The 15,282-nt window shown below is 40.7% G+C and carries 14 protein-coding genes; 10 read left to right on the top strand and 4 right to left on the bottom strand.

Annotated elements, in window-relative coordinates:
* Positions 1-264 precede the first annotated feature (264 nt).
* The 5 genes from FTU16_RS12540 (at position 265) to FTU16_RS12560 (ending at position 7,112) form a co-directional block, all read left to right on the top strand.
* On the top strand, positions 265-732 hold the full coding sequence (locus tag FTU16_RS12540) for a YchJ family protein (RefSeq protein WP_180163390.1): 468 nt from the start codon (positions 265-267) through the stop codon (positions 730-732).
* Between the two features lie 59 nt (positions 733-791).
* Positions 792-1,436 (top strand): trimeric intracellular cation channel family protein, encoded by a 645-nt coding sequence (locus FTU16_RS12545; protein ID WP_078189475.1) that lies wholly within the window; start codon positions 792-794, stop codon positions 1,434-1,436.
* Positions 1,437-1,580: 144 nt separating this feature from the next.
* Positions 1,581-2,900 carry an MFS transporter gene (locus FTU16_RS12550; RefSeq protein WP_180005205.1) on the top strand — a complete coding sequence of 440 codons (1,320 nt, stop codon included), beginning with the start codon at positions 1,581-1,583 and terminating at the stop codon, positions 2,898-2,900.
* A 163-nt stretch (positions 2,901-3,063) separates the two neighbouring features.
* Positions 3,064-5,283, top strand: a complete 2,220-nt coding sequence (gene parC, locus FTU16_RS12555; protein ID WP_180163391.1) for a DNA topoisomerase IV subunit A — start codon at positions 3,064-3,066, stop codon at positions 5,281-5,283.
* 149 nt (positions 5,284-5,432) lie between these two features.
* Complete coding sequence (locus FTU16_RS12560) at positions 5,433-7,112, top strand: long-chain-fatty-acid--CoA ligase (RefSeq protein ID WP_180163392.1); 1,680 nt, start codon at positions 5,433-5,435, stop codon at positions 7,110-7,112.
* A gap of 60 nt (positions 7,113-7,172) precedes the next feature.
* On the opposite strand, the gene FTU16_RS12565 is transcribed toward FTU16_RS12560, so the two are convergent.
* Positions 7,173-7,562: a hypothetical protein gene (locus FTU16_RS12565; protein ID WP_168378240.1), complete on the bottom strand. Its 390-nt coding sequence runs from the start codon at positions 7,560-7,562 to the stop codon at positions 7,173-7,175.
* Between the two features lie 107 nt (positions 7,563-7,669).
* Between FTU16_RS12565 and FTU16_RS12570 the strand changes: the two genes are divergently transcribed.
* Both FTU16_RS12570 and ppa read left to right on the top strand, forming a co-directional pair.
* Positions 7,670-8,068, top strand: a complete 399-nt coding sequence (locus FTU16_RS12570; protein WP_078189470.1) for an MAPEG family protein — start codon at positions 7,670-7,672, stop codon at positions 8,066-8,068.
* Between the two features lie 115 nt (positions 8,069-8,183).
* Entirely contained in the window at positions 8,184-8,720 is a 537-nt protein-coding gene (gene ppa, locus FTU16_RS12575) for an inorganic diphosphatase (RefSeq protein ID WP_168378239.1), read from the top strand.
* A gap of 103 nt (positions 8,721-8,823) precedes the next feature.
* Here ppa and FTU16_RS12580 read toward each other — a convergent pair whose 3' ends face one another.
* Entirely contained in the window at positions 8,824-10,158 is a 1,335-nt protein-coding gene (locus FTU16_RS12580; RefSeq protein WP_180163393.1) for an OprD family outer membrane porin, read from the bottom strand.
* A gap of 716 nt (positions 10,159-10,874) precedes the next feature.
* Here FTU16_RS12580 and FTU16_RS12585 point away from each other — a divergent pair.
* Positions 10,875-11,651, top strand: a complete 777-nt coding sequence (locus tag FTU16_RS12585) for a TorF family putative porin (RefSeq protein WP_180163394.1) — start codon at positions 10,875-10,877, stop codon at positions 11,649-11,651.
* A gap of 396 nt (positions 11,652-12,047) precedes the next feature.
* Positions 12,048-12,785 (top strand): TorF family putative porin, encoded by a 738-nt coding sequence (locus FTU16_RS12590; protein WP_180163395.1) that lies wholly within the window; start codon positions 12,048-12,050, stop codon positions 12,783-12,785.
* A 43-nt stretch (positions 12,786-12,828) separates the two neighbouring features.
* Here FTU16_RS12590 and FTU16_RS12595 read toward each other — a convergent pair whose 3' ends face one another.
* On the bottom strand, positions 12,829-14,319 hold the full coding sequence (locus FTU16_RS12595) for a YifB family Mg chelatase-like AAA ATPase (protein ID WP_180163396.1): 1,491 nt from the start codon (positions 14,317-14,319) through the stop codon (positions 12,829-12,831).
* 66 nt (positions 14,320-14,385) lie between these two features.
* A complete protein-coding gene (locus tag FTU16_RS12600; protein WP_078189551.1) occupies positions 14,386-14,613 on the bottom strand; it encodes an accessory factor UbiK family protein in 228 nt (75 codons plus the stop codon).
* A 278-nt stretch (positions 14,614-14,891) separates the two neighbouring features.
* Between FTU16_RS12600 and glnK the strand changes: the two genes are divergently transcribed.
* Complete coding sequence (glnK, locus tag FTU16_RS12605; protein ID WP_067763174.1) at positions 14,892-15,230, top strand: P-II family nitrogen regulator; 339 nt, start codon at positions 14,892-14,894, stop codon at positions 15,228-15,230.
* Positions 15,231-15,282: the final 52 nt, after the last annotated feature.

Below are 15,282 nucleotides of genomic sequence, written 5' to 3' on the forward strand. Positions count from 1 at the left end.
ATTAGCCTTCGGTTGGAGGTACTTTTGTTTCGGCAAAAGTACCCAAAACCATTGTCATCCGCAAAACTCGTTCACTACCGTCAAATTATTCAAAGCATTGCAAAAACATTTTTGATTAGAAGTAGTCCTGTCTCAAACACTTGCGGATGACCTTACCGTGTATCATTCTTTTATTTGAATCGATACGGATCTACTGATGAAAATTGTGTGGAAAGATCCGTTAAAATAGCCTGCATTGTCAGGCTATTTTTTATGGAAACAAATATGTCACAAGTCCAGTGTCCGTGTGGCAAAGGTGAGTATGCCAACTGTTGTCAGCCCTTACATGCGGGCCGTGAAAATGCACAGACTGCAGAGCAGTTGATGCGTTCACGTTATAGTGCTTTCGCACAGCATGAGATTGATTATATTGTACAAACAACTGCGCTTGGACAGCAGCAAGCCTTGGATGTGAGTGCCATTGCAGCCTGGAGTCAGGCCAATCAGTGGTTAAAGCTTGAGGTGGTACAGGCTCAAGAAAGGCTCGATAAAAACCATGCTCAAGTTGAATTTAAAGCCCATTATCACGATGGGCAGCAAGCGCAGGTACATCATGAAATTTCACACTTTGTGAAGTTCGAGCAGCGCTGGTATTTCCTTGATCCGACCACAGAGATGCAAATCACCATGAAGCAACCATGTATTTGTGGCTCTGGACGAAAATTTAAACAATGTTGTGCGCAATTTTTATAACATTTGAGCAGATTTAGCTTAGAATAGCGCGCATCTCAACCCTCAGTGGAAGAAGGGCGATGTTACTTACCGTTATTTATATTATCGCAATCACGGCAGAAGCAATGACAGGTGCATTGTCTGCGGGTCGGCGGAGTATGGACTGGTTTGGGGTAACATTGATTGCCTGTGTCACGGCACTGGGGGGCGGTTCGGTTCGTGATGTGCTACTTGGGCACTATCCACTGACGTGGGTTAAGCATCCCGAATATCTCATGCTGACCTGCTTTGCTGCATTTGTCACCATCCTGATTGCAAAGTGGATGCGTCATCTTCGTAATATCTTCTTGGTTCTCGATGCCTTGGGTCTCATTGGTTTTACCATTATTGGCTGTCAAATCGCTTTAGAAATGGGACATGGTTTTGTGGTTTCTGCGGTAGCAGGGGTACTAACGGGTGTCTCTGGCGGTATTTTACGAGACATTCTATGTAACGATGTTCCTCTAGTGTTCCGTCGTGAACTTTATGCCAGTATTTCTTTTGTGTCCGTGATTTGTTATTGGCTCTGCATTGAGATTGGCTTATCGCTAGAATTGACCGTCATTGCGACGCTCATTTTCGGTTTCACCTTACGTCTGATCGCCATTTACTTTGGCTTAGAAATGCCTAAATTTATTTATAAAGATGATGATGATCAGTCAGTATCTTCAAAAGATTTGTCGTAGCCGCGTTGCTATAACATCACATTAAAATGCTAAAAAGACGGATCAATGGTCGGTCTTTTGCATGGATCTATACTAAAAAACGCAAAATCATACATCCTGTTGGGAAAGCAGTGTTCATCCTTCCACCAGTTCAGAGATCTTGTTATGGACTTAGTCTCACGTATACAACGCTTACCCATCGGTAAGTTTCACTACACTTTACTTTGGGTTATTGGCCTTGGCTGGATGTTTGACGCCATGGATACGGGGCTCATTTCCTTTATCTTAGCGAAAATGGCTGAAGATTGGGCCATGACGCCAAATGATAAAAGTTGGGTGGTTTCGATTGGTTTTGTTGGGATGGCGATCGGCGCGGTGTTTTCTGGAGGACTGGCAGATCGCTTCGGCCGAAAAACAGTCTTTGCATGGACATTGGTGATTTATAGCTTAGCCACCGCTGCATGTGCGTTTGCACCTAATCTAACTTGGTTGTTGGTATTTCGTTTTATTGTCGGCTTAGGTTTAGGGGGGCAACTCCCTGTCGCGGTGACTTTGGTCAGTGAATATATTCCGGCGCAAGTGCGTGGCCGTTTTATTGTCTTACTAGAAAGTTTTTGGGGACTAGGCTGGTTGGTTGCTGCATTGGTCTCACGCTTTATTATTCCTGATTTTGGTTGGCATGCAGCGTTTCTAATTGGCGGTATTCCTGCATTATATGCAATCGTGATTTGGAAAATGGTGCCCGAATCGGTGCCTTATTTAATCAACCGTGGACGTTTTGATGAAGCACACGCATTGGTGAAAAAGATTGAAGCCAAATGTGGTGTGCAAGTTGTTGAAATTTTTGAGGTCAAACCGGTTGCAGAAAAGCACAACATCAGTTTTTCACAGCTTTGGTCAGGCATTTTTGCACGTCGTACTTTAATGCTTTGGCTCATTTGGTTCGGTATCGTTTTTTCTTACTACGGTATTTTTACGTGGTTACCAAGTTTATTGGTCAAAGAAGGCTACACCATTGTTCAATCCTTTGAATATGTCTTGGTTATGATTTTGGCACAATTGCCAGGTTATATTGCAGCTGCATGGTTGGTCGAAAAATTGGGTCGTAAAGCCACTTTGGCGGGCTTCATTGGGATGTGTGCCATTTCAGCATATTTCTTCGGTCAGTCTGGCAGTGTGACCGAGATTGTGATTTGGGGCTGTTTAATGTCCTTCTTTAATCTCGGTGCTTGGGGCGTACTTTATACCTATACACCAGAACAATATCCGGCCAATATTCGTGCCTTTGGTTCGGGCTGGGCCGGTGCCATTGGTCGGATCGGGGGCATTGCAGCACCTTTTGCCGTGACACATATGATGGATATGGATCATGGTTTTAGCTATGTATTTATGATGTTTACTGCAGTCTTAATTGCAGTTGCCGTGGTGATTTTGGTTTTAGGTGAAGAAACCAAGGGTAAAACTTTAGAATCCATCGGTCTATAAAGACTGTTGAATTTTTAGTTGATCATGGTGAATAAAATGGATATTTTTACGCCATAAGACACAATTTGTCGCAGAGTGTTAGATCATCCCCTTGTATAGGGGACACCTGCGACATAGCATAAGAACCCAATAAAGAACGAACAATTTAGGATTACAGGTTGTTATGACAAGCCTTGCGCATCATGCGACAGAAAACCGTTCCGTAGCAGAATTTACCGAACAAGCATATCTCAACTACGCCATGTACGTGATTATGGATCGTGCATTGCCACATATCAGTGATGGTTTAAAACCCGTTCAGCGTCGTATCGTTTATGCGATGAGCGAGCTCGGGCTAAAGCCAACGGGTAAGCCAAAAAAATCTGCACGTACGGTTGGTGATGTACTGGGTAAATACCATCCTCACGGTGACTCTGCTTGTTATGAAGCCATGGTGCTCATGGCGCAGCCGTTTAGTTATCGCTATCCATTTATTGAAGGTCAGGGAAACTGGGGTTCACCAGATGATCCGAAATCCTTCGCAGCGATGCGTTATACCGAAGCAAAACTGTCTGCTTATAGTGATTTATTATTGTCTGAGTTAGGGCAAGGGACTTGTGATTGGCAGGATAACTTTGATGGTTCGATGAAAGAGCCCGTGAATTTACCTGCACGTGTACCGAATATTTTACTCAACGGCACAACGGGCATTGCTGTGGGTATGGCAACCGATATCCCACCGCATAACTTACGTGAAGTGGTGAAGGGTACCATCGCCTTAATTCGCAATCCTAATTTAACCGATGAGAAAGTCGCAGAATATATTCCTGCGCCTGATTTGCCGACACGTGCGGAAATTATTACTTCTCCAGAAGAATTACTTAAAATTCAAACCACGGGTCGCGGTAGTTATCGAACTCGTGCGGTGTACAACATTGAGAAAAATGAAATCGTGATTACGGAGCTGCCGTATCAGGTTTCAGGTTCAAAAGTGATCACGCAGATTGCAGATCAAATGCAGGCGAAGAAGTTGCCATTGGTCACGGACTTACGTGATGAGTCAGATCATAAAAACCCAACACGTTTAGTGATTGTCCTGCGCTCGAATCGTATTGATGCTGAATCGGTGATGAGTCATCTATTTGCAACCACCGACTTAGAGTCGAGCTATCGTGTCAATATGAACATGATTGGCGCTGACGGTCGTCCGCAAGTGAAATCGATCCGCCGTATTTTGTTGGAATGGATTGAAATCCGTAAAAATACCGTGACACGTCGTTTGACTTATCATCTGAATAAAATTGAAAAACGGTTACATATACTTGCAGGCTTAATCATTGCTTATCTGAATATTGATGAAGTGATTCGTATTATTCGCGAAGAAGATCAGCCTAAACCGGTGTTGATGACGCATTTTAATATCGATGAAATTCAAGCCGAAGCGATTTTAGAACTCAAGTTACGTCATTTGGCAAAACTTGAAGAAATGGAAATGCGCCGTGAACAAGAAGAATTGGAAGCCAAAGCTGCCATTATTCGTGAACAATTGGCGAATCCTGAATCATTAAAAGCCTTGATCATTAATGAACTTAAAGAAGATGCGAAGAAATTTGGTGATGACCGCCGTTCTCCAATTGTGAAACGTGCAGAAGCCCATGCGATTAATGAACAAGATATGCTTCCTGCAGATCCTGTGACTGTGGTGTTGTCTGAAGCGGGTTGGATTCGCTCGGCGAAAGGTCATGAAGTCGATGCTGAGAACTTAAATTTCCGTGCAGGTGACCAATATCTCAGCCATGCGCAAGGTAAATCGAATCAACGTGTTTATGTATTAGATGATGCTGGTCGTAGCTATGCTTTGGGCATCAATACCTTGCCATCTGCGCGTGGTTTAGGTGAGCCTCTGAGTTCTAAACTTGCACCTGCGAGTGGTGTCGGCTTTAAACAAGTGTTTATTGCTGAAGATGAAACAGAAGTCTTGGCAATGAGCAGTAAAGGCTATGGCTTTAAAACCCAAGCGAAAAATCTCGATACCAATGCCAAAGCGGGTAAAGCCTTCCTTAGCTTGTCCGAAGGGGCGGCGGTTATGAATTTAACGGCGATTGAGAATGCAACACATCTTGCACTCCTCAGTTCTGCGGGGCGTTTGCTGTTGGTTGAACTTGATGAATTACCAGTGCTGAATAAGGGTAAAGGTAATAAATTGATACAACTTGAGGCAAAAGATCAAATTGTATCCATGACAACTTTGAATTTAGATGAAATAATTCAAGTGCTTGCAGGTAATCAACAATTAAAGCTTAAAGGCGACGATCTGCAAAAATATGTGGGCAAACGTGCATCGAAAGGCGTGTTGTTACCACGTGGATATCAAAAAGCAAATAAACTGTTCATTCAAAGATAATACTAGCATCCATGGAACGAAATACGTTATATATGCTGTTATTCGTGAAATGGATGCAATATTAAGCACAAACAAGTTAAATAATGACCGCTTAATATTGAAAAAAAACAGTTGGATTATTAAGGATTACGACAGGAGAATTGGGCGTTATGGAAAAGATTTGGTTCGCTGAATACCAAAAGACAGGGATTCCAGAAACTGTAGAATTACCCGCAGAAAATACCTCATTGGTCGATATTTTTGAGCGTAATTTCCAGAAGTTTGGCTCAAGAGATGCCTTTATCTTTATGGATAAAGTCTTAACTTTTAAAGAACTTGATGAAGCTAGCCGTAAATTTGCAACTTATTTGCAAAGCTTAGGTTTGGCTAAAGGTTCACGCGTTGCAGTCATGATGCCGAACGTTCTTCAATATCCTGTTGTCGCATTGGGTGTATTCCGTGCTGGCCTGGTATTGGTCAACGTGAATCCACTGTATACCTCTCGTGAACTTGAGCATCAATTAAATGACTCTGGTACAGAAGCTCTTGTTATTATTGAAAACTTTGCATCTGTTTACCAAGCGATTATTGGTAAAACCCCAGTAAAACACGTAATCGTGGCATCTGTGGGTGACATGCTTGGTACGCTGAAAGGTACATTGGTTAACTTTGTATTACGTTCAGTACGTAAACAAATTCCAGCTTGGAACATTCCTGGTCATATTCGCTTTAATGCAGCAATGTCTAAAGTGAGTGCAAACAATTACAAACGTCCAAACTTAACTTTAAGTGATACTGCAGTACTTCAGTATACTGGTGGTACAACTGGTGTATCTAAAGGCGCAGAATTGACCCATCGTAACCTTGTGTCAAACATGTTGCAGTGTGATGGTATTTTCCAAAGTAAATTTGGTCAGCAAGATGGTCAGCCAGATGATCGTATCTTCTGTGCATTACCGCTGTATCACATCTTTGCATTTATGGTGTGTGCACTTTACGGTATGTACAAAGGTCAGGCGAACGTATTGATTCCTAACCCGCGTGACCTACCTGCGGTAATGAAAGAATTACGTAAATACCAACCTTCATTCTTCCCAGCAGTGAACACATTGTTCAATGCTTTGGTGAACAATGAAGAGTTCAAGCAACTTGACCACAGCAAGCTAAAAATGGCGATGGGTGGTGGTATGGCAGTGCTTCCTTCGACTGCAGAAGCGTGGAAGAAAGTTACAGGTACCAATATTATCGAAGGTTATGGTTTATCAGAAACTTCACCTGTTGCAACCGCAAACCCTCCAGCATCAATGGAATTTAGCGGTACGATTGGTATTCCATTGCCACTGACTGAAGTTGCTATTTTAGATGATGATGGCAATGAAGTTGCTCAAGGTGAGCAAGGTGAAATTTCGATTCGTGGTCCTCAAGTCATGAAAGGCTATTGGAACCGTCCAGATGAAACTGCCAAAGTAATGACGGCGGACGGTTTCTTCCGTACAGGTGACATTGGTGTCATGGATCCACGCGGTTATGTGAAGATTGTAGACCGTAAAAAAGACATGATTTTGGTGTCTGGCTTCAACGTTTATCCTTCTGAAATTGAAGAAGTTGTTGCAAAACATCCAAAAGTACTAGAAGTTGCTGCGATTGGTGTTCCTGATGAAAAATCAGGTGAAGTACCTAAATTATTCGTTGTGAAAAAAGATCCATCTTTAACAACTGAAGAAATTTTGGCATTCGCAAAAGAAAACTTAACTGGCTATAAACGCCCACGTTATGTTGAATTTATGGATGAATTACCAAAATCGAACGTTGGTAAAATTCTACGTAAAGATTTGCGTAAAACAGCATAAGACAATGCATAAAAAAAAAGCGCCTTCGGGCGCTTTTTTTATCGCTTTAAATTTAGATCATTAAAGCTTGCCTTTATTCATCGACCAGCGATCAAAGTAGCGACGTCCTACACCAAAAACACCTAAGAAAATAAACATCGCACCGAACTGACGACTAAAGCCGGATTGGTTATAGCTGCCATAGGTTAAAATATTGTCGACTAAACAATACAGTGCAATGACAATGACCCAATGCCAAAGGGGAAGTTGCTTGATGGAAACTGCATAGAATGCAACCCACATGATGACAAAGCTGAAAACAGTCGACCAGACATTTAAGTTGGCGCAGATCACAGCAAGTAAAAATGCAGTCACAGGGATGACGATTTTTAAGGCACGATCGACGCGAAGCTGATGGCGTTTTTGCTCTTCAAGAACTTCAAATAATTGATCTTGATCAGAAGTGCTCATAGAGGATCCTTTCATCTGCCGATTATAAAAACACTATATTTAACAAAAATTATTCACGAAATGCCATGGTATTATAGCAGCCATAAAATCTTCCTGAGAAAAAACACATGCACAGCATCAGTGGGATCATCTATCTCATTTTGGCCGCTTGTTTACTGCCATATGTATTTACATTTATTGCGAAGCGAGCTGCAGGTTTTAAGTCGAGTGATAATCAAAATCCACGTGAAGTTTTAGCGCGCTCTACAGGGTTGGCGAGCCGCGCACATGCAGTGCAGCAAAATAGTTTTGAAAGTTTACCTTTATTTATTGCGGCTATTCTAATGGCCGAATACATGGTGATTCATCAACAATACATCATGACCTTTGGGATAGCCTATCTCGTTTTACGCGTTATTTATGGGCTATGTTATTTAGCCAATTGGGCAACTTTACGTTCAATCATTTGGACCTTGTCGATGTTATGCCCGATTTGCCTGATGTTATTGGTCATTAAATTAAGCTAAATGTTCTGCTTGATGATTAAATTATCAGCATGATCGCTAAAATCACAAAAAAAGCGATAAAACCGTTATAATTGTGCCGGATTAAAAGATTTAACTTTGTTTAAAGAGTGATGCTATGAGCTACAGCAATATCCCAGCGGGTAAAGATGCACCAAACGACATCTATGTCATTATTGAAATTCCTGCAAATGCAGCACCAATCAAATACGAAATCGATAAAGATTCTGATGCGTTATTTGTAGACCGTTTCATGGGTACTGCAATGTTCTACCCAGCGAACTATGGTTATGTTCCAAATACATTATCTTTGGATGGTGACCCATTAGACGTACTTGTGGTAACTCCACATCCAGTAGAGCCAGGTTCTGTAATTCGTTGCCGTCCTGTTGGTAAATTGAACATGGAAGATGACGGTGGTGTTGACGCAAAACTTGTTGCTGTTCCACACGACAAATTGACTCCGCTTTATAAAGATGTTCAAGAATATACCGATCTTCCTGCATTGTTGATCAATCAAATTGAGCATTTCTTCCAACACTACAAAGACTTAGAGCCTGGTAAATGGGTTAAGTTAAGTGGTTGGGAAGGTGCTGATGTTGCGAAACAAGAAGTACTGAGCTCAATTGAAGCTTACCAAGCTGCGAACAAATAATATTGTTTTAAGCTGAGCATCGCTTTTATATGAAAACGATGCTCATAAAAAAAACCTGCACAGTGTGCAGGTTTTTTTTCGCTATCTTAGAGTAGCTGCGAAATTAAAATAATTTCACAGGGATGTCTAAGAATAAACGCCATTCGTTTGTATCACCGATATAGTTACCAGCTTGGTAGTTATCACTTGCGCGGTAGTAAGAATGACGTACACGTAAGCTTGCTTCCTTAGCAAAACCAGATTGAACAGTATATTTCACTTGGTTAAAGAATTCGCGCTCTTGACCTTCTTTTGCTGAATTGTTGACTTTAATATCCCAGCCATAAACGAATGCAGAAGTCCAGTTCAAGCCTGGCACACCATAATCAGTAAAGTTTAAGTTATATTGAACTTGTGCCGATTTTTCATGGTTCCCCACAAAGTCAGATAAGTATGAGTTAGCTACATAGATTGACTGTGCGCCATCAGCATTTTCGCCATAGTCATAACCAGTGTTGCCTGTATTTTGTTGGTAAGCCAGCATGACTGAGTGAGCGCCTTGGTTTAATGTACCTGCAAGAGACCAGATGCTATTGCTGCGGCCGTCAACATTTTTATTACCAATTGTTGAAGAATAAGTTCCAGCTTGCTCGTCCCATTCAGTATGGTAGCCATTGAAGTCTACATTTAAAGAGCGTTTTTCAGCTAAAGGCAATGTGTAGTTTGCATTGATGTAGTGACGTTCAAGCGCATCTTCACTGTCTAAGCCATAGTAAGATGCATTAAGCTGATCGTTAAATTTGTACTTTGCACCCCAAACGATTGCATTATCTAGATGACGGCCATCAGTATTGATTTGATCTGAATATTGATTCTCTGTGAATTTACCAGCAACCAATTCTAGATTTTCAATTTCACGGCTTTTCGCAAGAACACCAGTGAAATATTCTGGAACCATACGTGCTGTATTAGACGCAAGTACAGGAAGATCTAGAACTTGGGTACCGTATTCAACAGTTGTATTTGATACTCGTGCTTTAACGCTAGCTCCGCCACGCGCCCAATGGTTATAGGCGTCTACATCACCATTTGCATCTTTAGCTCCGCCGTTATGAAGCGGAATCATGCCATTGCCAGCATTATCATTGCTGCCTAATTTGAATGAAGCATCGCCAGTAACATTGGCACCAAAACCGATAATACCTTTTGTAAAACCAGATTCAAGTTTTACAATCGCAGACTGAGCAGCTGAGCTGGTATCTGTTACTCGTTTTACTGCACCAGTATCATTGTCAATGTAATTGGTTTTGTCACGGTTGATGTAACCTGTACGGAATAATACAGAGCCTTCGGCATCTTCCACAAAGCCTTTAGATTCGCTTTGTTCGCTAGCAAAAGCAGTAGAAATAAGAGCAGCGTTTACTAATACTGCAAGTGTTAGTTGTTGAGCTTTAAGCATTGGGAGAGAGCCTCATGCAAATTTGGTTAATATGTAGTGCGATTGTATATTTTTTCTTAAAAAAATCACTATTTTTAATGCGCTTATTACACTAAAGTTAGAAAACATTCAGATCATCGGTCAATCTGTAATAAGCAAATGTTTCGTATGTTATTGTTGTTTAACAAATAGTTTATTTAAATTGAATATATATTAAGCTAAAGAGAAGTTTCTTCATTGCTTATCATAAAAAAATATAAAAAACGGTAAAAACTTTCATTTAACTTGCTGATTTATCATTACTCTTCGCGACAATTTGTGCTGAATCTAAATTGGTATTTTGATCAAAAAGTATAAAAACTGCTGAGGTGCATGGCATCAATGTTCAGGCTAAGTAAGCACTGTTGGCGTATTTTTAGTAAATAGAGAATGACTTTTAGCGAAGTCGTCAGAAATGTTTTCCTTAAAAATCTAGCTCAATAAAAGATGATAATAATCGTGATAAATACATATAAATTAAAACATTAAATCATTGTTAAAGACTGGAACACGATAAAAGATATTTTATGAATCAAAAGCTTATTTTTTACTATTTTATATAATCTTACCTTTGTTTTTAAATGATTTAATTGATCAAAATAAGAAAAAAGGGGCTATACAGTGCGGTAAAATCGATTAAAATCGGCGCTAAATTTTACTCAACCCAATCCACGATCGATCCGATGTGGGGACTAAACATGATTCAATTTTATAAAAAAGCAATTTTAAGTATTTTAGTGACCCTAGGTACAGTCCCTGCATTTGCAGAACAAACTGAACAAGCCACAACTGCACAAGGGAATTGGTCTGGAAGTTTGGGCGTGGTAAACAAATATGTGTACCGTGCGAGTGAAGAAAATGATCAAGCTGCATTACAAGCCGGACTTGAATATGCACACAACAGTGGGCTGTTCGCGGGCTATTGGGGGTCTACACTCAACTATGACCCTACGGACGACAGTCAGTCACATGGTTTTGAACATGATTTCTATGTTGGATATGGACGTGAACTGAATGAAGATTGGAGCTATAAGTCACAAGTGATGGCTTATGTCTATCAAGGTGGCGGTTCAGTGTATAACGATGACCGCTCTGAAAAGCGTCGCACAACGGGCGTCGAATTTATTCAGGACATAAGTTATAAAGATTTAATTGCAAGCATGGCTGTATTGTTGTCTGATGTTAATTATGGCAACGCAGGAGATGTATATCTGAATGCTGCTTATAGCTATGCATTACCTTATGATGTTTCATTAAATTCATCGCTTGGTGTTTCTGTTTTTAATGACAGTCGTGATGATAGCCTATTAACAACCACAGAAGATGTGGTGTTCACTGAAGCACGTTTAGGCTTGAGTAAACCGATTGCGGATACTGGATTTGAAATTGCTGCTGACTATGTATGGGGCGGTAAAGATCGTGAAGGCGAGCAATTAGACGATAACGTTGTGGTTGGATTGACCTATTCTTTCTAACATTAACGAGTTGACCGTATTCGGTCATATTCTTGAAAGTGCATAATGGTGATTGTGCACTTTTTTTATGCATTTTTGAGATCGGTGTAGAAAAAATATACTCAAAAAAGCGCATTTTTAAAATCCTGTTACAACTATCAACCCGAAGATTTAAATAATCTGAATAGTTAACAATCGGCATTCTAAAAAAAATCGTAGAGAAAAATCGTTAAATATAAATATTAAAAAATAGTAAATAAAAACAATATTATATTAATTTTTATTAAGCCAAAATCGAGACATTTATAAAAAAAATATGCGCTTATTTTTAAACATGGCACAGCGCTTGCTAATACCTCATTGAGTTCAACGAAATAACCAAAAAATACGTCGTCGCACGATGTGGGGGAACAAACCATGAAATTTGTACTTAAAGCTTTATCAATCGCTGTACTAGGAGCAGCATCGACGTTTACTTTTGCTGAAGCACCTGCTTCTGAGCATTCTGTATCTGGAAATATCGGCGTACTGTCTAGCTATAATTTACGTGGTATTACCAATGTGCCTGAAAATAAAGATGCGACAATCCAAGGTGGTTTGGATTATAGCCATGCATCAGGCTTCTATGCAGGTTGGTGGGGTTCAACATTAAACTATGGTGATGACCTACCGAATGGTTTTGAAAATGATTTTTATGCGGGCTATAACGGTTCAATTAATGATGATCTTGGTTACACAGCAGGTCTAACTTACTACTATTACTATGATATTGATACAAGTGATGCAAACGGTTTAGAAACAATGCTTGGGCTAAGCTATAAAGATTTTGGCTTAACAGCGCAAACTTTGCTTGAAGATGTTTCATGGGGTAATGCAGGTGATACTTATATCAAAGCATCATATAGCTATGCACTTCCTAAAGACTTCAGTCTAGATACCGCGCTTGGTTTATATGCATATCAAGATTCAGGTGATTTTGAAGATAATTTAGGAACAACAGAAAGCTTTGGTTTCCGTCACTTTGATATTGGTCTAAGCAAGCCTTTAGCAGATACAGGTGTTACCGCAAGCATGAATTACACAGTTGGTGGTTATGACCGTGCGGATGAAAAACAAAAGAATAAAGTCGTATTTGGTTTGAAATACGAATTCTAATTTTAAAGAGCATTAAAAATGGCGACCTTAGGTCGCCATTTTTTTAAGCATTGAGTTGGCTTCGATAGGACAGCGCTTCAGAAACGTGTTGAGCTTTAATGTGTTCACTTTGAGCCAAGTCGGCAATGGTTCTGGCAACACGTAACACCCGATGATAGGCACGCGCAGATAAATTCATTCTCTGCTGGGCTAACTGTAAAATATTCTGTGCAGTAGCATCCAAAACTGCTTGTTGCTCCAATTGCGTCGGCGTCAGTGCCATATTGGATTTTTGCTGGCGATCTATTTGTAACTCATAAGCTTGAATGACACGATGCCTAACTGTACTTGAGCTTTCAACCTCTTGCGAACTTTGTAATTCATGTGCTGCTAGTGGCGGGACATCTATATGTAAATCAATACGATCTAATAATGGACCTGAAATACGGTTTTGATAGCGTTTAATACTTTCAGCACTACATTGACAGCGGCTGTCTTGGTTGAAGGCATAGCCACATGGGCAAGGATTCATTGCTGCGATCAATTGAAAATTTGCAGGGAAGGTGATTTGACGAGAAGCCCGTGAAATCACAATTTCTTTGGATTCGAGTGGTTGCCGTAATACCTCCAACACCTTTCGATCAAATTCAGGCAGCTCATCTAAAAATAAAACTCCTAAATGTGCCAAGGTGATTTCACCCGGTTTAGGATTTGATCCGCCTCCGACGAGGGCGATCGCAGACGCAGTATGGTGCGGCGCACGAAATGGACGCTGCCCAAAATGATGATTTGCACCTGCAATGGAATAAATACTCGCGACTTGCAAATTTTCTTGCATATCTAAGGGCGGAAGAATGCTGGCTAAACGCGAGGCGAGTAGAGTTTTACCTGTGCCTGGAGGGCCACGAAATAGCAGGGAATGACCGCCAGCCGCCGCAATTTCTAAAGCACGACGTGGTCTCAGTTGACCTTTCACATCAGATAAATCAAAAGGGTAACTGTGTTGATTGGCTGACGATGTCGAGGGGTGGCTGCTGATTAAGGCTGAACGACTCAAATGTTCACATACATCCTTAAGATGCTGAGCAGGAAAGACTTGGAACTCCGGCAGTTGCGCCGCTTCATCGGCATTGAGTGCCGGTAGAATCAGATGATGCCCGATATGCTGACAGGCAATGGCTATACTTAAGATGCCACTGACAGGTCGTAAATAACCATCAAGTGCCAATTCTCCAATAAATTCAAAACCATCTGCTGCATTTTCAGGAAGTTGTCCCGACGCGATCAGAATCCCTAAAGCAATGGCGAGATCTAAACGTGAACCATCTTTGGGTAAATCTGCGGGTGCTAGATTAATGGTCAGACGTTTGGTCGGAAACTGAAAGCCGCTATTAATAATCGCAGAGCGGACACGGTCTTTACTTTCACGGACGGCGGCCTCAGGTAGGCCCACAATGGTCAATGACGGTAGGCCTTGGCTGACATGAACTTCAACTTCAATTTGGGGTGCATTTAAGCCGAGCAAACCCCGAGTATAGATTTTGGCAAAAGACATATTATTGTTCCGTTATGGTGCATTATTTTTAATCGTTATGCGTCTTTTGTTGCACTAAAAAGGTGCTTATTTTTTGTTCTGAATTTTTTGTTCGAGTTCTTCGACGTGTTTCAACAATTCATTTAAACGTAAATTGGCATTATTCAGTGCAGTACGTTGGCGTTCGATTTCTTCTTTAGATACGAGATCCATTTTGCTCACAGCTTCATTGAGTAAGCTGCGAAGATTATGTTCGACGTCTTTTTTCGGCTGATCGATTTGTTCTAATATCGCTTGTAATAAGGTTTCAATCATTGTTTTGACCATCCTCAGTGAATTGGTGGCAGCAGTTTAACATCGCCACATTCATGACCATAGTGCTTTTATTTAAATATGCGTTTAATCGATCAGTAAAATCGTAATTCTTCTAGTAAAAACGTCTATTTTTATAAGCATACGCAAGATTATCCGTATAAAATAGGTTATAAAGAAATCTCATGCTGGGCTGACTATTTTCCCCCGACTGTAGTCATATTGGCATGAAAATTGAACATAAAACCTTACAGGTGAAATAAGCCGAAGGAAAACAAAACATGAAGCTCGTAACTGCAATTGTAAAACCTTTTAAATTAGATGACGTGCGTGAAGCACTCTCTGAAAATGGTGTTCAAGGGATCACTGTCACTGAAGTTAAAGGCTTCGGTCGCCAGAAAGGTCACACTGAACTTTATCGTGGTGCTGAATACGTGGTTGATTTCTTACCAAAAGTAAAAATCGAAATCGCAATCAGTGATGAAATGGTCGATACCGTAATTGAATCAATTACTCGTGTTGCAAGCACAGGAAAAATTGGCGACGGTAAAATTTTTGTAAGCAATCTGGAACAAGTCATCCGTATCCGTACTGGTGAAACAGGTGCAGATGCCGTTTAAAAAATTGGCATGAAGTTTGCTGAGTAGCTAATAACTCAGAAAATCAGGTCGG

Origin of the sequence: Acinetobacter sp. YH12069 (assembly GCF_013419675.1) — a bacterium.
Classification (GTDB): Bacteria; Pseudomonadota; Gammaproteobacteria; order Pseudomonadales; family Moraxellaceae; genus Acinetobacter; species Acinetobacter amyesii.

Coding starts and splice junctions, on each gene's coding strand:
- FTU16_RS12540 (WP_180163390.1), top strand. CDS start 265: ATGTCACAAGTCCAGTGTCCGTGTGGCAAAGGTGAGTATGCCAACTGT.
- FTU16_RS12545 (WP_078189475.1), top strand. CDS start 792: ATGTTACTTACCGTTATTTATATTATCGCAATCACGGCAGAAGCAATG.
- FTU16_RS12550 (WP_180005205.1), top strand. CDS start 1,581: ATGGACTTAGTCTCACGTATACAACGCTTACCCATCGGTAAGTTTCAC.
- parC (WP_180163391.1), top strand. CDS start 3,064: ATGACAAGCCTTGCGCATCATGCGACAGAAAACCGTTCCGTAGCAGAA.
- FTU16_RS12560 (WP_180163392.1), top strand. CDS start 5,433: ATGGAAAAGATTTGGTTCGCTGAATACCAAAAGACAGGGATTCCAGAA.
- FTU16_RS12565 (WP_168378240.1), bottom strand. CDS start 7,562: ATGAGCACTTCTGATCAAGATCAATTATTTGAAGTTCTTGAAGAGCAA.
- FTU16_RS12570 (WP_078189470.1), top strand. CDS start 7,670: ATGCACAGCATCAGTGGGATCATCTATCTCATTTTGGCCGCTTGTTTA.
- ppa (WP_168378239.1), top strand. CDS start 8,184: ATGAGCTACAGCAATATCCCAGCGGGTAAAGATGCACCAAACGACATC.
- FTU16_RS12580 (WP_180163393.1), bottom strand. CDS start 10,158: ATGCTTAAAGCTCAACAACTAACACTTGCAGTATTAGTAAACGCTGCT.
- FTU16_RS12585 (WP_180163394.1), top strand. CDS start 10,875: ATGATTCAATTTTATAAAAAAGCAATTTTAAGTATTTTAGTGACCCTA.
- FTU16_RS12590 (WP_180163395.1), top strand. CDS start 12,048: ATGAAATTTGTACTTAAAGCTTTATCAATCGCTGTACTAGGAGCAGCA.
- FTU16_RS12595 (WP_180163396.1), bottom strand. CDS start 14,319: ATGTCTTTTGCCAAAATCTATACTCGGGGTTTGCTCGGCTTAAATGCA.
- FTU16_RS12600 (WP_078189551.1), bottom strand. CDS start 14,613: ATGATTGAAACCTTATTACAAGCGATATTAGAACAAATCGATCAGCCG.
- glnK (WP_067763174.1), top strand. CDS start 14,892: ATGAAGCTCGTAACTGCAATTGTAAAACCTTTTAAATTAGATGACGTG.